A 19,169-nucleotide genomic window follows, 5' to 3' on the forward strand; every position below is an offset into this window, starting at 1 on the left:
GCCGAAATTACATATCCTCACAGACTAACCCTGCTGAGTGTGTTTAACTACGCCCCCTGCGAAGGATTGTTACCCCTCATTTATCATCAGATTCCTCTGGTTATGGACGGCCTTAAGGTTTATCGGTATTGCGTCCGAACTCTGACGCCGTACCAGGGTCTGATTAGCGTTCAGATCGTGTTAGCAATTGTTTAGGTTACGCCAGGATTAAGGTCGAATGAATTCTATTAAATTGTTTACCCAGCAAAAGTTGTCGCTGTTGCTGGCTGTCTACATCGGGTTGTTTTTAAATCTTCCGGTATTTTATCGTCGATTTGATCCCTTCCTCGCTAAGTTTGAAATGATGCAATGGCTTTCAGCACTGGCAGAAGGGATGGCGGCGATCCTGCTGACCTTCTTCCTGTTACGTCTGCTATCGCTGGGTGGAAAAATGTTCTGGCGCGTTACCGCCAGCCTGCTGGTGCTGATCTCTGTCTCAGCCAGCTACTACATGGCTTTCTTTAATGTCGTTATTGGCTACGGCATTGTCGCTTCCGTGATGACCACCGATACCGACCTGTCTAAAGAAGTGGTGGGTTATCACTTTGTCCTGTGGATGGTACTGGTCAGTCTGATCCCGCTGGCGTTGATCTGGTGGAGCAGCCTGCGCATGACGCTGCTGGAGCAGCTTAAAACGCCCGGCCAGCGCATCAAGCCATTACTGACGCTGCTGCTGGCGCTGCTGCTGACCTGGGGCCCTATTCGCTATTTCGATAAGGTGCAGAGTGCCAATGAGAAGCTGACCAACGTTGACCTGCCGAGCTATGGCGGGGTGGTGGCGCACTCTTACCTGCCGTCCAACTGGCTCACAGCGGTCGGGCTGTTTGCCTACACCAGCTATGACGAAAAAATGGACAGCGATGATCTGTTCGATCCGGCAAAAAACTTTACCTATAAGGCGCCTGAAGGGCTGGATGATACCTATGTCGTGTTCGTGATTGGTGAAACCACCCGCTGGGATCATATGGGGCTGCTGGGCTATGAGCGTGACAACACGCCAAAGCTGTCAAAAGAGAAGAACCTGGTGGCGTTCCGCGGCGAGTCCTGTGATACCTCCACGAAACTCTCCCTGCGCTGCATGTTTGTGCGTGAAGGGGGAACGATGGATAACCCGGGACGCACGCTGAAAGAGCAAAATGTCTTTTCGGTGTTGAAATCGCTGGGCTTCAGTTCGGATCTGTACGCCATGCAGAGTGAGGTGTGGTTCTACAACAACACCAATGCTGACAGCTATGCCTTCCGCGAACAGATTGGCTCAGAGAAGCGTAACCAGGGGAAATCCGTGGACGATATGCTGCTGATCCCGGAGCTGAAATCGTCGATTGACGACCACCCGAAAGGTAAGCACCTGGTGATCCTGCATACTAAAGGCTCTCACTATCTTTACTCTCAGCGCTATCCGCGTGAATTCGCTCGCTACCAGCCGGAGTGCATGGGCGTGGATGATACCTGCAGTAAAGCGATGCTGATTAACGCTTACGATAACTCCATTCTGTATGTTGATACGATGCTGGACAGCGTGTTTGACCAGCTGCGTGATAAGAAAGCGATTGTGTTTTACGCCGCCGATCATGGTGAGTCCATCAGCGAAAACATGCACCTGCACGGTACGCCACGCAATATGGCGCCGCCGGAGCAGTTCCGTGTGCCGATGATTGTCTGGGCGTCGGATAAATATCTGGCAGACCCGGCCAATAAGAGCGCGTTTGAGCGCCTGCAGGCTGAGCAGAAAGCGGGCAAGACGCACCGCCATGTGGAGCTGTTTGACACCATCATGGGATGCCTCGGCTATACTTCTCCCGATGGTGGAATAAATCCGGCCAACAACTGGTGTGCTAAACCATAAACAAACGTAGGGGTCAGGCATTCCTGACCCTGACCTGGGCGAGGCATGCCTCGCCCTACGTTTGCCATCATCCAACCGAATAATCTGCTGCCGCTCAACCTCTGAACAGCCCCCCTTTTTTGCAAATCAATTCCCATAAAACCGCATAAATCCTTATCCCGCCTGTATTGCCACTTAATTCGCAACGCGTTTTTCTTATGACCGAATGTGACTTGTTGCCTGTTTCTTATCTTAGCGTTGCAGCATTTTTATCTATAAGTTAGCCATATAGACCATTTTATCGGGTGGAAATTGGTTGTTTGTGGATTATTTTGTGGGTTTTTTTTCGGCGTGATGTTCTGTAGTTATGCCATTAACCCAGGGTTTAATGTGGTATTCATCACACGTAATAACGTTTTACGCTACAAATGTTATTAAATTGTTTTTTTTATATTTGCTTGCTGTTTCTCACACTCTGAGTAAATACCCTACGCTTGTATTGACGTTCCCTGAAACAATTGACAAATTGAAGCCTCAGTACAAAAGGTAAGGGGATTTTTCTGATAGTTTCTGCATCGTCAGAACGTCTCCACATCCCGTCAGATTGACTGATGCCGCAAGGCACCACGCACAGGCCACTCAAAAAAATTATCGGCCGGCGTAACTACTCCTCTTTCTGCCAAAAACAGTAAGTCGGGTATGCACACAACAACATCACATCACTATTGGAGCATAAGCATGAGTATTTCCCTGGCTAAATCCGGGATGCTGAAAGTCGGTCTCAGCGCGATCGCGTTGTTAATGGCTACAGGTGTTCAGGCGAAGACCCTGGTGTATTGTTCTGAAGGTTCGCCTGAAGGTTTTAACCCGCAGTTATTCACCTCTGGCACCACCTATGACGCCAGCTCGCGTCAGATCTATAACCGTTTGGTGGAATTCACCATTGGTACCACCGAATTACATCCTGCGCTGGCAGAAAAATGGGATGTGAGTGCTGACGGTAAAACCTACACCTTCCACCTGCGTAAAGGCGTGAAGTGGCAGACCACCAAAGACTTTAAACCGACGCGCGACTTTAATGCCGATGACGTGGTATTCACCTTTGAACGTCAGCTGGATAAAAATAACAAGTATCACGGCGTGTCTGGCGGCAGCTACGAATACTTCGAAGGCATGGACATGCCGAACCTGATCAGCAAAATCGTGAAAGTGGATGACTCTACTGTACGTTTCGAGCTGACCCGTCCTGAGTCGCCGTTCCTGGCCGACCTGGGCATGGATTTCGCCTCCATTCTGTCGGCTGAATACGCTGACAATATGATGAAAGCCGGTACGCCGGAAAAACTGGACCTTAACCCGGTCGGTACGGGCCCGTTCCAGTTACAGCAGTACCAGAAAGATTCGCGCATTCTGTACAAAGCCAACCCGGAATACTGGGGTACTAAACCGAAAATTGATCGCCTGGTGTTCTCCATCACTCCAGACGCTTCCGTACGTTACGCCAAAATGCAGAAAGGCGAATGTCAGGTGATGCCGTACCCGAACCCGGCTGATATTGCACGCATGAAGCAGGATAAAAACATCAACCTGCTGGAGCAGCCAGGTCTGAACGTCGGTTATCTGTCGTTTAACGTTGAGAAAAAGCCACTGGATAACCTGAAAGTTCGTCAGGCGCTGACCATGGCAGTGAACAAGAAAGCGATCATCGAAGCGGTCTACCAGGGGGCGGGCCAGGAAGCGAAAAACCTGATCCCACCGACCATGTGGGGCTACAACGATGCCGTTCAGGACTATCCGTACGATCCGGTCAAAGCTAAAGCCTTGCTGAAAGATGCCGGTATGGCAGACGGCTTCGCTATCGATCTGTGGGCGATGCCAGTACAGCGTCCGTACAACCCGAACGCACGTCGTATGGCTGAAATGATTCAGAGCGACTGGGCGAAAATTGGTGTGAAAGCCAAGATTGTCACCTACGAGTGGGGCGAGTATCTGAAGCGTGCTAAAGCCGGTGAACACCAGACCGTCATGATGGGCTGGACCGGCGACAATGGGGACCCGGATAACTTCTTCGCCACCCTGTTCAGCTGTGCAGCCGCGAAAGATGGCTCGAACTATTCACGCTGGTGCTACAAGCCGTTTGAAGATCAGATCCAGCCAGCACGTGCCACCGACGACCACAACAAACGTATCGAGCTGTACAAACAGGCTCAGGTTGTGATGCATGACCAGGCACCAGCGCTGATTGTCGCGCACTCTACGGTCTACGAGCCAGTGAGTAAGAAAGTGTCAGGCTATGTTGTTGATCCGTTAGGCGGGCATTACTTCGCTCAGGTTGATATCCAGGAATAGTGTTCAGGGACGGGACTGACCCGTCCCACATCATTATTTGTAGGGGTCAGGCATGCCTGACCCTTCTTGCCAGGAAGCAAAAAGGTCGTCAAGGCGCGGTTCGCTGCGTCGCGGGTGGATGTCCCCTGAGGATTTTCGCGCGCAAGATGTGAGCAATAATAATCCTGTTGGTTACGGCTGGCAGGAACTAATAGAGAATGCGGAATATGCTGCAGTTCATACTCCGACGCTTGGGGCTTGTCATCCCAACGTTTATCGGTATCACCCTGTTAACCTTCGCGTTTGTTCATATGATCCCCGGTGACCCGGTGATGATCATGGTGGGCGAGCGCGGTATCTCCCCTGAACGTCATGCACAGCTGATGGCCCAGCTCGGTCTGGATCAGCCACTCTGGCAGCAATATCTCTCCTATATCAAAGGCGTGATGCATGGTGACCTCGGCATCTCACTGAAAAGCCGTGTCCCGGTGTGGGAAGAGTTCGTCCCGCGCTTTAAGGCCACGCTTGAGCTGGGTATCTGCGCGATGCTGTTTGCCGTTGCCGTCGGTATCCCGGTAGGCGTGCTGGCTGCGGTTAAACGCGGTTCCATTTTTGACCACACGGCGGTGGGCATCTCCCTGACCGGTTACTCCATGCCGATCTTCTGGTGGGGCATGATGCTGATCATGCTGGTTTCGGTGCAGCTCAACCTGACCCCGGTATCCGGGCGCATTGGCGATACGGTGTTTCTTGATGACACCATGCCGCTCACCGGCTTTATGCTGATTGATACCCTGATCTGGGGCGAACCCGGTGATTTCAAAGATGCTGTGATGCATATGATCCTGCCCGCCATTGTGCTGGGGACCATTCCGCTGGCCGTGATTGTGCGTATGACGCGCTCGGCGATGCTGGAAGTGCTCGGCGAAGACTATATCCGTACTGCACGTGCCAAAGGGCTGACGCCGATGCGGGTGATTGTGGTGCATGCGTTACGTAACGCCATGCTGCCGGTGGTCACGGTGATTGGTCTTCAGGTCGGTACGCTGCTTGCGGGTGCCATCCTGACGGAAACCATCTTCTCCTGGCCAGGCCTGGGGCGCTGGTTAATCGACGCACTTCAGCGCCGCGACTACCCGGTGGTTCAGGGTGGGGTGCTGATGGTGGCCACGCTGATTATCTTCGTCAACCTGCTGGTCGACGTGCTTTACGGTGTGGTTAACCCACGCATCCGTCACAAGAAATAAGGGGCCAACATGTCTGTTGTGGATCCAGGCAGCGTCAACGCTGCACCCAAGCCGATGACCCCGTTACAGGAATTCTGGCACTACTTTAAGCGTAATAAAGGTGCAGTGATTGGCCTGGTTTACGTGGTACTGATGATTATTATCGCGGTGTTTGCCAACGTGCTGGCGCCCCACGCGCCTGCTGAGCAGTTCCGCGATGCGTTACTGCGTCCGCCAGCCTGGCAAGAAGGTGGCAGCTGGCAGTATGTTTTCGGCACGGATGATGTTGGCCGTGACGTTCTGTCGCGCCTGATGTACGGCGCCCGTCTCTCGCTGCTGGTTGGCTGTCTGGTGGTGGTATTGTCCCTGATCTTCGGCGTCATTTTCGGCCTGATTGCTGGCTACGTTGGCGGTTCCGTGGATGCGGCGATTATGCGTCTGGTGGATATTATGCTGGCGCTGCCAAGCCTGCTGCTGGCGCTGGTGCTGGTGGCGATCTTTGGTCCATCGATTGTTAACGCCTCGATAGCGCTGACCTTCGTTGCTCTGCCGCACTATATCCGTCTGACCCGTGCGGCGGTGCTGGTGGAGGTGACGCGCGACTATGTGACCGCCTCCCGCGTGGCCGGGGCCGGAGCTGTACGTCAGATGTTCGTCAATATTTTACCAAACTGCCTGGCACCGCTGATCGTGCAGGCGTCTCTCGGTTTTTCCAACGCGATCCTCGATATGGCCGCGCTGGGTTTCCTGGGTATGGGTGCGCAGCCACCAACACCGGAGTGGGGCACCATGCTCTCCGACGTGTTGCAGTTTGCGCAAAGTGCCTGGTGGGTGGTCACCTTCCCGGGTGTTGCCATTCTGCTGACGGTACTGGCATTCAACCTGATGGGCGATGGTTTACGCGACGCTCTTGACCCGAAACTCAAACAGTAGGCAGCGAGATGGCACTTTTAACTGTAGATAAGCTTTCGGTGCATTTCGGTGACGAAAAAGCACCTTTCCGTGCCGTCGACCGCATCAGCTACCAGGTTGAGCAGGGGCAGGTGGTGGGTATTGTCGGTGAGTCCGGCTCCGGTAAGTCCGTCAGTTCGCTGGCGATCATGGGGCTGATTGATTACCCCGGCAAAGTCATGGCAGACAACCTGGTGTTTAACCAGCGAGACCTGAAACGCATTTCGGAAAAAGAGCGCCGCCAGCTGGTGGGCTCCGACGTTGCGATGATTTTCCAGGACCCGATGACCAGCCTCAATCCGTGCTACACCGTGGGTTTCCAGATTATGGAAGCCATCAAGGTGCATCAGGGCGGCAACAAACGTACCCGACGTCAGCGTGCTATCGACCTGCTCAACCAGGTTGGTATTCCTGACCCGTCGTCGCGCCTTGATGTGTATCCGCATCAGCTTTCGGGGGGGATGAGCCAGCGCGTGATGATCGCCATGGCGATTGCCTGCCGACCTAAGCTGCTGATTGCTGATGAGCCGACCACGGCGCTCGACGTGACCATTCAGGCGCAGATCATTGAGCTGCTGCTTGACCTGCAACGCCAGGAGAATATGGCGCTGATCCTGATTACACACGATCTGGCGCTGGTGGCGGAAGCCGCGCAGCACATTATCGTGATGTACGCAGGTCAGGTGGTGGAAACCGGCAAGGCGGTAGATATCTTTAAAGCCCCGCGCCATCCTTATACCCAGGCCTTGCTGCGTGCGCTGCCGGAGTTCGCGGCGGATAAAGCGCGCCTCGCCTCGTTACCCGGGGTGGTACCCGGCAAGTATGATCGCCCGAACGGCTGCCTGCTGAACCCACGCTGCCCGTATGCCAAAGATCGCTGCCGCAACGAGGAACCGCCACTGCGTGATATTGCCGGGCGTCAGTCCAAATGTCATTTCCCACTGGATGATGCCGGGAGGCCCACTTATGAAGCCTGAACACGATAAATCGACGCTGCTGATGCAGGCGATCGATCTGAAAAAGCACTATCCGGTTAAAAAAGGCTTGTTTGGTCAGGAGCGTCTGGTCAAAGCGCTGGATGGTGTCTCGTTCGATCTGGAACGGGGCAAAACGCTGGCCGTGGTGGGGGAATCCGGTTGCGGAAAATCAACGCTCGGCCGTCTGCTGACCATGATTGAAACGCCAACGGAAGGTCAGCTGTTCTATCAGGGGCAGGATCTGCTGAAGCATGACCCGCAGGCGCAAAAGCTTCGTCGCCAGAAAATCCAGATCGTTTTCCAGAACCCGTACGGTTCTCTGAACCCGCGTAAGAAGGTCAGTCAGATCCTCGAAGAACCGTTATTGATTAATACGGACTTTACGCGCGCCGAGCGCCGGGAGAAAACCCTGGAGATGATGGCGAAGGTTGGCCTGAAAACCGAACATTATGATCGCTACCCACATATGTTCTCAGGCGGCCAGCGTCAGCGTATTGCTATCGCACGCGGGTTGATGCTGGACCCGGACGTGCTGATTGCCGATGAACCGGTATCAGCGCTCGACGTGTCGGTGCGTGCGCAGGTGCTGAACCTGATGATGGACCTGCAGCAGGACCTCGGCCTCTCTTACGTGTTTATCTCCCACGACCTGTCGGTGGTGGAACATATCGCGGATGAGGTGATGGTGATGTATCTGGGCCGCTGTGTGGAGAAGGGGAGTAAAGAAGAGATCTTCGCCAATCCGCGCCATCCTTACACTCAGGCGCTGCTGTCAGCGACGCCACGTCTCAACCCGGATGAGCGGCGTGAGCGTATTAAACTGACCGGTGAGCTGCCAAGCCCGCTGAATCCGCCGCCGGGATGTGCGTTTAACGCACGCTGCCGCCGCCAGTTTGGCACTTGCGTGCAGCTGCAACCGCAGTTGAAAACCTTCGGCGCACAACAGGTAGCCTGCTTTGCCGTGGAGCAGGACGAAAACAGTCAGGCCTGACCTATCTGGCTACCCTGAAAATGGCTCTTCTCCGGAAGGGCCATTTTGCATTTCCCGCCCGCTATCGACCGGGCGCCGCCGCCCCAACCAGTCTTTTCCCTTCTTATTTTTCAGATGCCTCTACTCATAAGCCGGATGAAATGCTTAAGAGAAATACGAGATTCATGAAGTACTGCTATGCTGTATGAAAAGCAGGCTAATGTATCGATTCTAAGTCCAGGTGCTCAGAAATGAGCAGAACACGCGCAACAGACGTTTCTTTTCAGTAGGTTAGGTAGCCTGTACGCGAAAAGAGAAAAAACGATGTACTGGAAAGAATATTACAGAGGTAAATGAACCGCTATGAAAGAGTAAGAGTTAGCAGGGTATTTCATTTTCACGAAATAGCTCACATCAAAATGTCATAAATAGACGATTAAGACAAATAATCACCCGGCTGATATATCACTTATGTAATTATATTTTTTTATTAAATTTCAGGTTATTAGCTCATTAAAAGTGTTTCTTCTATGATATGAGAATAGTCTGAACTATTTAAAAATGTATGTTATATTGCCGCGAAATCATCCACCTTGCGCGATCAGACATATGAACAGTTATGATGACCTGCAGCGTTTTAAGGAAAAAACGCAAACAAACCACATTGAATTCAAAGATATGTCTGAGCAAACGCTGAACTCGACAACCACCAATTGGGCCATCATCAAACAGTTGCTGAATGAGGGCGCAGGGTCGGTGCTGGATAACAGTCAGCGTATTGATCGGGCTGTTCCTCAACCGGTTGATTTTGCTGCTTTTACATCGTCATCGGTGGAAAACGCGCCGGCTATATCATCGCTGCCGGTTCAGTCCTTTGTGCCTGCCACGCCGGGCGCTTCAGATCGTGTTGGCGCCTCGCTGCTCGACAGTATTTCGGCCTCGTTGCAGCCTGCCGCTGCGCCTGCTGAAGCGGTTGAACCCTCGACGGTTAAGGCACCGGCAGCCGAGCCTGCTCCGCTGCGCGCCATGCCGGTTGCACAGCAAACGACGGTATCCGGTAGCTCACTATTAGCGCAGTTGGCCGTCAGTACCGCGCCTGCACCACAGCCAGCCGCTGTCGTTCCGGCACAGCCAGTGTTCCAGGCCGGCACTGCTCACGTACCGCAGGCTGTTGACGCTCAACCCGTTATGCCGGCACATTCGCCTGCTGTCGAAGCACCGGCGAATGTGAGCTACAAACAGTTGTTTAGCACGGCAGCCGCGCCGGGCTCCGCTGCACTTCCGAAAGATATGTTGTTACATCCCTTGCTGGAGAAAATTGCCTCATGCCGTTAGTTTGTGTTTGCTCCCCTAAAGGCGGTGTGGGTAAAACCACCATGGCAGCCAACCTTGCTCACGCCCTCGCTCGTGGCGGCAGTAAGGTGCTGGCGATCGATTTTGACGTGCAAAATGCGCTGCGCCTGCACTTTGGTGTTCCGCTGGCCGATAGCCGTGGTTTTGTGGCGAAGTCCGCCGAATCTTCTGACTGGAGTCAGTCCATTCTTACCACGGGTGGCAATATTTTTGTTCTGCCTTATGGCGAGGCGACAGAAGAGCAACGTGTTGAATTCGAAGAGAATTTAACCAAGGATTCTAACTTTCTTGCGCGTGGTCTGCATACGGTCCTGAACTATCCCGGGCTGGTGATCATCGCTGATTTCCCTCCGGGTCCGGGTCCGGCCCTTAAAGCTATGGCTGCACTGGCCGATATGCATTTAGTGGTTATGCTGGCAGACACGGCCTCACTGTCTCTGTTACCACAAATTGAAAATGAGAAAATGATTGGTGGCCCACTCAACCACCGTGATGGTCATTATTTCGTTCTTAATCAAAGCGATAGCCGCCGCAATATCAGCCGGGATGTTACCGCTTTCATGCAGCAACGCCTCGGCGACAAGCTGATGGGCATCGTCAACCGCGATGAAAGCGTGGCGGAAGCCAATGCTTCCCAGCAGTCTATTTTTGATTTTAGCCCGGTCTCTGCCGCGGCATTTGACATTGAGCTGATCGGTAAACGCCTTGCCGCGTTGCTTGACATCAAAGTCGGTGACGGTGAAATGCACGCCCCGCTAAAGTCCCGCTAACCGCCGGAATATTGCCAGGCAGGGATGCCTGAAGACGCGCGGTCCGATTATTTGGGGCTGCCACGAACTATAACAATCCGTATTCAGGATGACTTATGAATAAAGTCATGTTTTATCTGCTGCTGCTGATATTATCCCCCTTAGCCGCAGTGATCATCATCACGCCGATGGATAGTCAGAAACAATATATTTTCGGCTTAATCTCTATCGCGATCCTGTTCTTATTAGGGATCAGTAAGAGCAAAAAAATCTCGCTGGTGATGGTGATTCTCTCCGCAATGATGTCTACGCGTTATATTTACTGGCGCGCAACGGAAACGCTGCATTTTAATTCTGAAGTAGAAGCCATTCTCGGTATCGGGTTATTTATTGCCGAACTTTATGTCTGGCTGATATTAATCCTCGGTTATCTGCAAACCTCATGGCCGCTTAAACGTACTATTGAGCCAATGCCGGACGATGTCAGCCTGTGGCCAACCGTGGATGTTTACGTCCCCAGCTATAACGAAAGCCTGGATGTGGTGCGTGATACCGTGCTGGCCGCCCAGTGCATCGACTACCCGCGCGATAAGATTAAAATTTATCTGCTTGATGACGGTAAGCGCAGCGAATTTGCCCGCTTTGCCGCCGATGTGGGCGTGGGTTACATCACCCGTGATGATAACCGCCATGCGAAAGCCGGTAACCTCAACCACGCGATGAAAATCACCAAAGGTGAACTGATCTGCGTGTTTGACTGTGACCACGTCGCGACCCGTACTTTCCTCCAGGCGACCGTGGGTGCCTTCCTGAAAGATGAAAAGCTGGCGCTGCTGCAAACGCCTCACTACTTCTATTCACCGGACCCGTTTGAACGCAACCTCAAAGCCGCACGTGACATTCCTAACGAAGGCGCATTGTTCTACGGCCCGGTACAGCAGGGTAACGATAACTGGAACGCGACTTTCTTTTGCGGTTCCTGTGCGGTGATCCGCCGTTCAGCGCTGGAAGAGATTGGCGGCTTTGCGGTTGAAACCGTCACCGAAGATGCGCATACCGCGCTGAAAATGCAGCGTCTGGGCTGGGGCTCTGCCTTCCTGGCGATCCCGCTGGCGGCCGGTCTTGCGACCGAACGTCTGGGCCTGCATATTGTTCAGCGTACCCGCTGGGCGCGGGGCATGACGCAGATTTTCCGCGTCGATAACCCACTGCTGGGCCGGGGTCTGAAATGGCAGCAGCGTCTGTGCTATCTCAACGCCATGCTGCACTTCCAGTTTGGTCTGCCGCGCGTCATCTTCCTGACGGCACCGCTGGCCTACCTGCTGTTTAACCTGAACATTATTCACTCATCAGCCAGCCTGATCTTTGCTTATGTGCTGCCGCATCTGGTGATGTCGCTGTATGTTAACTCCCGAATGAATGGTCGCTTCCGTGCCACCTTCTGGGGGGAGATATACGAAACGGTGATGGCATTCCATCTGGTGATCCCGACCTTCCTGACCATGATTTCACCGAAGCACGGTAAGTTTAACGTGACGGATAAAGGCGGCCTGCTGGATGTCGGTTTCTTCGACTTTAACATCGTTCGTCCACATGTGATCTGCGCCCTGCTGCTGCTAGTGGGTGTGGTCAGCGGCATCATCCGCGCTACCGCCCATGATTACTTTGGCGTTGACCCTTACGTGATTGCGCTAAACGTCGGCTGGGCTTTCTTCAGCCTGATTATTCTGATGGCCGCCATCGCCGTTGCGCGTGAGACCAAGCAGGTGCGTAAAACCATCCGTATTGATGTCAGTCTGCCGGTCGTAGTGCATTACGCCAGCGGCATCTCTTCGCGGGCCACCACCATCAACCTGTCGATGGGGGGGGCGCAGATTCAGGCCCCGGACCAGCGTCATGAAAACGATGAGATTGAAGCGATTGATGTCATCCTGCAATCCGGTGTGATCTCCATCCCTGCGCAGTTTATCGGTGCTGAAGATGACGTCATCCGTCTGCAATTCCACGAAATGCCGCTGTCGCGCCGCCGTGAACTGGTGCGTGTGGTGCTGTCGCGTGCCGATGCATGGATTCAGCCGGAAGGACGTAAAGATAATCCGCTGCGTTCGTTGTTAACCATTATTCGTACGGTATTTGAACTGTTCTGGCTAACGTGGAAAGACCGTCGTGCCAAGAAAAAACGTCTGGCACAAGCGGAAGAGGATAGTGTGGCATGAAGCATTTATTACTGCGCGCACTGTGCCTGAGTACAGCGCTTACCCTGGGCAGTGTTCAGGCCGATCCGACCAGCGTGACCCAGGACAGCAGCGCGCTGTCTGATATTCCGCCGCCGGCCGATGTCGGTGCGGCTGCGGAACCTGTTGCACCGTCTGCTGAGTTACAAGAAAACGATCAGCCTGCCGCTGCTGCGGAAGGCGACTTACCTGCGGGCGAAGAAGCCGCACTGCCGCCGGGGACTAATGAGGGGCTGCCTGCGGGCCTGCCACCGTTACCGGCCCCGGTGATGGACGATGCGGCGCCAGCAGAAACGGTGATGCTCAACCAGCCGCTGACCAGTACGGTCAGCGTGGCGCAGATGGGCCAGACGCAGGGTATTACACTGACCGGCGGACAGTTGCAGTCAGGCATCGTCTTTACACTGCCGACGGATGAAGTCATCACCAATGCGCGTCTGAACCTGTCGCTGAAAGTGTCACAGGCACTGGCAGCGCGTAACACCTCGCTGCAACTGATGCTGAACGGTCAGCCACTGGGCACCTTGCCACTGAGTGCGTCCGACCGTGCCAGCGAAGATTATCAGCTGGATATTCCCGCTGCGATGGTGGTATCGAGCAATAACCTGAGCTTCAAAGTTAACGATGCAGACCAGTTAATCTGTGAGCGCGATAGCGATCAGCTGTATCAGGTGACAATCCTGCCGAAAACCACGCTGTCGCTGGAAGGCCAGCAGTTGAACATCGGCACCAGCCTGCGTAATTTCCCACGTCCGTTTATTGATCCCCTGCGGATGAGTCCGTCCAGCGTTGCCATGATCTTCGGCGAAAATGTGACGCCAGGTGAAGTCAGTGCAGCGGCGATCCTGTCATCCTGGATGGGGATTCAGGCAGACTATCGCGGCATCAACTTCCCGGTGATTCGTGGACAACTGCCCGAGAAAAACGGCGTGGTGTTTGGTCACCCCGGCGAGAAAATTGGCAGCCTGACGTTACCGGACAGCGAAGGTCCGTCACTGCAAATCGTGAATAACCCGGATAACCCGGTCTATAAACTGCTGCTGATTATCGGGAAAACCGACGACCAGCTGCGTCAGGCGACCTGGCGACTGATCCAACCCCTCAGCGTGGATGAGTCTACGCTGGCCGTGTCTCCGCAGAGTATGCCGCTTCGTCAGCCTTACGATGCGCCACGCTGGATTAATACCGACCGCCCGGTTCGCCTGAGCGAGCTGCTGCGTAAAGATCAGAACCTGACCACCACCGGCCTCTGGCACGATGCGCTGCGCGTCAACTTCCGCGCCGCGCCAGATCTGTTCCTGTGGGACGGTGACAGCATTCCGGTGCAGCTGAACTATCGCTTCCCGTCAGAAAGCTGGATTGATGAAGATCGTTCCCTGCTCAACGTCACGCTAAACGGCACCTTCCTGCGTAACCTGACGGTGAACAAAGTGGGCCTGCTGGAGAACATCTGGCATCGCCTTGGCGGCGATGCACGTCAGGAGAAATACAGTCTGAGACTGGACCCGTACCTGATTTACGGCGACAACCAGATGCAGCTCTATTTCAACATCAAACCCAAGGCCAGCGCCCCCTGTAGCGTGCTGACCAATAACAACATTAAGAGCCGGATTGAGGATGATTCGTTTATCGATCTGAGTCATACCCGTCACTTTACGCTGTTGCCGAACCTCTCTTACTTCGTGGGTGCCTCTTTCCCGTTCTCGCGTCTGGCTGACTATTCGCAGACGGTGCTGCTGCTGCCCTCAAACCCAACCGATGCTGAAATCAGCACGCTGCTGGATATGGCAGGGCGTTCGGGTAATGCAACGGGTGCGGCGCTGAGTCAGAACAGCGTGATGTTTGGTATTCCGACGACCGGCACACTGCGCGGTCGTCTGGAAAACAGCGATATTCTCTCGGTATCCACGCTGTCGCAGGCCAGCTTTAACCGCGAGATGCTGGAGAGTTCACCGTATGAGCTGAATAACCATACGCTGGGCGTTAAAGTCCCGAATATACTGGATAACCTGCGTGGCTGGCTGACGGGTGACTGGTATCGCCAGACGCTGGATGCTGACCGTTACTTCTCGTCAAATGAAGACTGGCGTGGCTTTATCAGCTATCGCTCACCGTGGAACAGCAGCCGCCTCGTGGTCATGACGGTGGCAACGGATGATAACCAACTGGCCCGTTTGCATACCGACATGACTTCATCGCGGATTAACGCCGGTATTCGTGGCGATACGGCGATCATTACGGATGAAAACGGTATTCGCAGCTTCCGCGTTGGCGCGCAGTTCCCGAGCGGGCAGATGCCGTGGTACATGATGGTCGTGTGGTATGCCAACCAGCATGCGGTATTGCTGTCGTTGCTGGCGCTGTTCTGTTCAACGGTGGTGGGCCTGAGTGTCTATGTCTTGCTGAAACGCCATGCACGGCGTCGTCTGCAACCGAATAATAATTCCAATAGCTCTGGCGAGACAAAAGAATGATGAAAACCAAACTCACCCCATTAACCGCCAGAATTCGTCATTGCTGGATGATTGGCAGCGGGCTTGCGCTGTCGGTGATGGCATCCCCATTGTTTGCCGCAGAGAGTAACCCGGCGATTCAGGCGCTGTTTGACCAGGCGAACTACTGGCATCAGAAAGCCCATGATGAGCTGGCGCGTGATGCGTTAAACAAAGTGCTGATGGTTGACGGCAACAACACCCAGGCGCTGTATCTGATGGCGCTCTGGTCCCAGCAGAGCGGTGACGGGGCAGCGGCGGCTAAATGGCGTGCACGCCTGAGTCAGGTGTCTCCGCAGGATTCGCGTCTGTCTGAGCTGGATAACGCACGCCAGTTGCAAACGATTCCGGCGGCGCAGCTGTCGCTGGCACGTCAGCAGGCGCGCAGCGGCAACACCGCCGCCGCATTACAGACCTGGCGTAATACCTTTAAAGGCACCGAGCCTCCTGCCAGTGTGGCGGCGGAGTATTACCTGACAATGGCCGGTGACCGCGCCATGCTGCCGCAGGCGGTAGACAACCTGCGCCAGTTTGCAGCACAGCATCCACAGGATACGGGCGCGAAGCTGGCACTCGGTAAAGCGCTAACCTATCAGGAAGCGACCCGCCGTGAAGGTCTGCAAACGCTGGAAGGGCTGGCAGGCGGCAATGCCGATGCTGACCGCTCTCTGCGTCAGGCCCTGCTCTGGCTGGGTCCGCAAGCCGGGGATGCCCCGCTGTACCAAAATTACCAGCAACGTCATCCGCAGGATAAGACGGTGATGGACTACTTCCGTAAAAACGTGGGCGGCGCAGCGAAAGGCCAGGGCTTTAACGCACTGAACAGCGGCGACGTCACGGGTGCGCAAACCGCGTTCGACCAGGTCCTGCAAACCAACCCGGAAGATGCGGATGCGCTGGCCGGCCTCGGCTATGTGGCGCAGCGCAGCGGTAATTACGCCAAAGCGGCTGATTACCTGGATCGTGCCGCGAAGCTGGGTGGTACTAACAGCGAGCAGCGCCAGCAGCAGGCAACAGATGCCCGTTTCTACGGTCAGCTAGCCAGTGCGCAGCAGGCGATGAAATCCGGCGACAGCGCCCAGGCGCTGAGCCTGAGTGAACCGTTAACGCAGGCGGCGGGCGAGAAAGGCGTAGCGGCGAAGCTGTTCCGCGCTGACGTGCTGCGCCGTAATAATCAACTGGATCAGGCCGCACAGAGCTATCGTGATGTGCTGGCGAGTGATGCAGATAACCGCCCGGCGAAAGAAGGGCTGTTCTATGTGCTGCGTCAGCAGGGCAATACCGCCGAAGCCAACACGCTGCTGGCCTCGCTGCCTTCCAGCGTGCGCGAAGCGGTGACCCCACGTCCGGTGGCGACCAGCGAGCCGGTACGTCGTGAAGCGAAACAGGCGCTGGCTGCGGGTAATCCACAGCGCGCCATCAGCATCCTGCAACAGGGCATGCAGCGCTTCCCGGCTGACGGCTGGTTGCGCCTCGATCTGGCGCGTATTTATCAGCAGCAGGGCAATACCGCCGCCGCATCGGGTGTGATGCAGCCTGCCTTCCGTAACGGTGCCAGCAGCAATGAAGTGTATGCTGCTGCGCTGTTTGCCAGCGAAAGCGGTGCCTGGGCACAGGCGCAGAGCCTGCTGTCCCGCATTCCTGCTCGCAGCCAGAATGCTGATATGCGTGCGCTGGTGCAACGTGTGAACTTCAATCAACAGATGTCCGTCGCTCAACAGTATCTGGCGCAGGGCTCGAATGCAGCGGCAGCGAATACGCTGAAAGCGCTGGCGGCGAACCCGCCACAGAACCCGGCCGATGTGGGTAACCTGGCGAAAGGGCTGGCGCAGGCGGGCGATATGTCCACGGCGGTGGCTCTGGTGCGCGCGAATATGCAGCGCGGCGTGCAGGGTAATGCCGGTGACTACGCGGCACAGGTGGCGGTACTGAACCAGGCGGGCCTGGGCGCAGAAGGGCAGGCCTTCCTCAGTAACCCGGAATTGCAGTCACGCAGCACCAGCGAACAGCTGGCAGGTCTGCGTAACGGCGGGGTGATCAATGAAGTGGATAACCTGCGCGAACGCAAACAGTATGCTGCGGCCTACGACAAGCTGATTGGTGCCCTGCAGAAAGATCCACAGAACACCGATCTGATGTTCGCGATGGCGCGTCTGTACCAGTCCGGCAAAATGAACAAAGAAGCGGCGGTGGTTTACGACTACCTGATGACGCGCGACACCGAGACCCAGGACGCGCGCGAAGGGGCAATCAATACTGCCCTGGCGCTGAATGACGTGCCAAAAGCACGCGGTCTGGCCAGTGGCCTGCGCGGGGAACCTTCACCGGAACGTCTGCTGCTGCTGGCGCGAGTGTCCGAAGCGGAAGGCGACCACAACCAGGCGCTGAGCTATCTGCGCACGGCGAAAGGCAAGATGATTGGCCTGGATGGCAGCAGCGTGGGCAGCACGGTCGGTATTGGCGGGCTGACGTTATCAGATAACCCGTTTATCAACCGCACCACCATGACGGTACGCAAATCACCTTCGGTGTATGGCAATACCATGCCCTGGCAGCAGGCACCGGATGCACGTGACTACCGTGATATTGAGGGTGTCAGCGGCGGCCTGACGGTGGTTGGCGGTGGCTCAGAGGCCGCCCTCAAGCAGAACCAGACGCTGCACCAGATCGACACCATGATGGACGATCTGACGAAAGATACCGGAACCTGGATGCAGGGGGGCGTGCAGATCCGTGGACGTGACGGCGAAAACGGCTTAAGTAAGCTGACCGAAGCCAAAGCCCCGCTGGTGTGGTCAAGTTCTCCGCTGGGTGATGCGCGTTTTGAGTTTACCGTAACGCCAATGACGCTGAGTGCGGGTAGTGCTGATGGGGATGCTTATCGCCGTTCAGGAACAGGTGCGATCCAGCAGGGTGTAAATAATTTGGTCTCGACTATAACGGGCGAAGCCAATGACACGAACACAAATGCAACACGGACGGCTTTACTCGCTGCGCATCCTGAGCTGAATATCGATGAGCTTAAATTGCTGAAGTTTGATGATTTAAATCCACTAACGTCAACGGGCTTGGATAACCTTAACTATATTGATAACAATAAAGATATCCGGAATTATTTAAAAGCCTCTTCATTCAAACCCAATGTTGACAGTGACGGTAACGGTTCTGGTGATTCACAGACAGCTTCCGGCGTAGAGCTTAACCTGGCCTTGAGTGGTGACAGCTACAAAATTGACCTCGGCAGCACGCCGCTTGGTCAGGATCTCAGTACTTTGGTCGGTGGTGTAAAGTGGGCGCCGAAGCTGACGGACTACCTGACACTGGTTCTGACCGGTGAACGCCGTGCCGTCACCGACAGCCTGCTCTCTTATGTGGGTGTGAAAGACAAGTTCACTGGTAAGAGCTGGGGTCGCGTGACCAAAAACGGCGGTAACGCGCTGTTAAGTTATGATGATGGCGATGCCGGATTCTATGTGGGCGCAGGCGGTTACAGCTATATCGGTGAAAACGTCGCCAGCAACACCTCGTTAGTGGGGAACGCCGGTGCCTATGTGCGTCCGTTCCACTTTAATGACCGCGAGCTGAAAACCGGTATTAGCTTGAGCTGGATGGATTTCTCTAAAAACCTCAGTTATTACAGCTACGGACAGGGCGGCTACTTCAGCCCGCAGAACTATGTCAGCGTGTCGTTCCCGGTCGAGTTTACGCAGACCTATGATGACCTGAGCGTGAAGATCGGTGGCGCGGCGGGCTATCAGTCCTATACGCAGGATAAAAGCGATTATTTCCCGAATAACAGTGATTACCAGGCATTGCTGAAAGAGCTTGTTGACGACGGATATAGCAAAGAAGATCAATATTCCGGCGGCAGCAAAAGCGGCATCGGCTATAACCTGCATGCGGGTGCCGATTACAAGATCAACAAAGACGTTACCATTGGCGGTCAGTTGGGCTATGACACCTTTGGCGACTATAACGAAAGTACAGCGCAGCTCTACTTCCGCTACATGCTGGGAGGCAAATAA

11 protein-coding genes are annotated in these 19,169 nt (G+C 54.8%); all 11 read left to right on the plus strand.

What is annotated here, in order from left to right; translation table 11 throughout:
- Nucleotides 1-217 precede the first annotated feature (217 nt).
- The 11 genes from eptB to FVB43_RS13970 all read left to right on the plus strand — a co-directional run bounded on the left by eptB (nt 218) and on the right by FVB43_RS13970 (nt 19,169).
- On the plus strand, nt 218-1,885 hold the full coding sequence (gene eptB, locus FVB43_RS13920) for a kdo(2)-lipid A phosphoethanolamine 7''-transferase (RefSeq protein WP_133844630.1): 1,668 nt from the start codon (nt 218-220) through the stop codon (nt 1,883-1,885).
- A gap of 717 nt (nt 1,886-2,602) precedes the next feature.
- A complete protein-coding gene (dppA, locus tag FVB43_RS13925) occupies nt 2,603-4,213 on the plus strand; it encodes a dipeptide ABC transporter periplasmic-binding protein DppA (RefSeq protein ID WP_133844628.1) in 1,611 nt (536 codons plus the stop codon).
- A gap of 206 nt (nt 4,214-4,419) precedes the next feature.
- On the plus strand, nt 4,420-5,439 hold the full coding sequence (dppB, locus tag FVB43_RS13930) for a dipeptide ABC transporter permease DppB (protein ID WP_133844626.1): 1,020 nt from the start codon (nt 4,420-4,422) through the stop codon (nt 5,437-5,439).
- A 9-nt stretch (nt 5,440-5,448) separates the two neighbouring features.
- Nucleotides 5,449-6,351: a dipeptide ABC transporter permease DppC gene (gene dppC, locus FVB43_RS13935; RefSeq protein ID WP_133844624.1), complete on the plus strand. Its 903-nt coding sequence runs from the start codon at nt 5,449-5,451 to the stop codon at nt 6,349-6,351.
- 8 nt (nt 6,352-6,359) lie between these two features.
- Nucleotides 6,360-7,346, plus strand: coding sequence for a dipeptide ABC transporter ATP-binding protein (gene dppD, locus FVB43_RS13940; RefSeq protein WP_167864184.1), 987 nt, complete (start codon nt 6,360-6,362; stop codon nt 7,344-7,346).
- Nucleotides 7,336-8,337: a dipeptide ABC transporter ATP-binding subunit DppF gene (gene dppF / locus FVB43_RS13945; RefSeq protein ID WP_159338348.1), complete on the plus strand. Its 1,002-nt coding sequence runs from the start codon at nt 7,336-7,338 to the stop codon at nt 8,335-8,337. The genes dppD and dppF overlap by 11 nt, the downstream gene beginning before the upstream one ends.
- Nucleotides 8,338-8,925: 588 nt before the next feature.
- Nucleotides 8,926-9,651 carry a cellulose biosynthesis protein BcsO gene (gene bcsO / locus FVB43_RS13950; RefSeq protein WP_167864185.1) on the plus strand — a complete coding sequence of 242 codons (726 nt, stop codon included), beginning with the start codon at nt 8,926-8,928 and terminating at the stop codon, nt 9,649-9,651.
- The gene (gene bcsQ, locus FVB43_RS13955; RefSeq protein WP_167864186.1) at nt 9,642-10,439 is read left to right on the plus strand and encodes a cellulose biosynthesis protein BcsQ; all 798 of its coding nucleotides are present in this window, start codon (nt 9,642-9,644) and stop codon (nt 10,437-10,439) included. The genes bcsO and bcsQ overlap by 10 nt, the downstream gene beginning before the upstream one ends.
- Nucleotides 10,440-10,534: 95 nt before the next feature.
- Nucleotides 10,535-12,634 carry a UDP-forming cellulose synthase catalytic subunit gene (gene bcsA / locus FVB43_RS13960; RefSeq protein ID WP_133844614.1) on the plus strand — a complete coding sequence of 700 codons (2,100 nt, stop codon included), beginning with the start codon at nt 10,535-10,537 and terminating at the stop codon, nt 12,632-12,634.
- Nucleotides 12,631-15,126, plus strand: coding sequence for a cellulose biosynthesis cyclic di-GMP-binding regulatory protein BcsB (gene bcsB, locus FVB43_RS13965; RefSeq protein WP_133844612.1), 2,496 nt, complete (start codon nt 12,631-12,633; stop codon nt 15,124-15,126). Before bcsA ends, bcsB begins: the two co-directional genes overlap by 4 nt.
- A complete protein-coding gene (locus FVB43_RS13970; protein WP_167864273.1) occupies nt 15,126-19,169 on the plus strand; it encodes a cellulose biosynthesis protein BcsC in 4,044 nt (1,347 codons plus the stop codon). Before bcsB ends, FVB43_RS13970 begins: the two co-directional genes overlap by 1 nt.

Source organism: Erwinia rhapontici (assembly GCF_012271765.1).
Taxonomy (GTDB): Bacteria; Pseudomonadota; Gammaproteobacteria; order Enterobacterales; family Enterobacteriaceae; genus Erwinia; species Erwinia rhapontici.

Bases quoted from the DNA above. Each gene is read 5' to 3' on its own strand.
- eptB (WP_133844630.1), top strand. From the start codon at position 218: ATGAATTCTATTAAATTGTTTACCCAGCAAAAGTTGTCGCTGTTGCTG.
- dppA (WP_133844628.1), top strand. From the start codon at position 2,603: ATGAGTATTTCCCTGGCTAAATCCGGGATGCTGAAAGTCGGTCTCAGC.
- dppB (WP_133844626.1), top strand. From the start codon at position 4,420: ATGCTGCAGTTCATACTCCGACGCTTGGGGCTTGTCATCCCAACGTTT.
- dppC (WP_133844624.1), top strand. From the start codon at position 5,449: ATGTCTGTTGTGGATCCAGGCAGCGTCAACGCTGCACCCAAGCCGATG.
- dppD (WP_167864184.1), top strand. From the start codon at position 6,360: ATGGCACTTTTAACTGTAGATAAGCTTTCGGTGCATTTCGGTGACGAA.
- dppF (WP_159338348.1), top strand. From the start codon at position 7,336: ATGAAGCCTGAACACGATAAATCGACGCTGCTGATGCAGGCGATCGAT.
- bcsO (WP_167864185.1), top strand. From the start codon at position 8,926: ATGAACAGTTATGATGACCTGCAGCGTTTTAAGGAAAAAACGCAAACA.
- bcsQ (WP_167864186.1), top strand. From the start codon at position 9,642: ATGCCGTTAGTTTGTGTTTGCTCCCCTAAAGGCGGTGTGGGTAAAACC.
- bcsA (WP_133844614.1), top strand. From the start codon at position 10,535: ATGAATAAAGTCATGTTTTATCTGCTGCTGCTGATATTATCCCCCTTA.
- bcsB (WP_133844612.1), top strand. From the start codon at position 12,631: ATGAAGCATTTATTACTGCGCGCACTGTGCCTGAGTACAGCGCTTACC.
- FVB43_RS13970 (WP_167864273.1), top strand. From the start codon at position 15,126: ATGAAAACCAAACTCACCCCATTAACCGCCAGAATTCGTCATTGCTGG.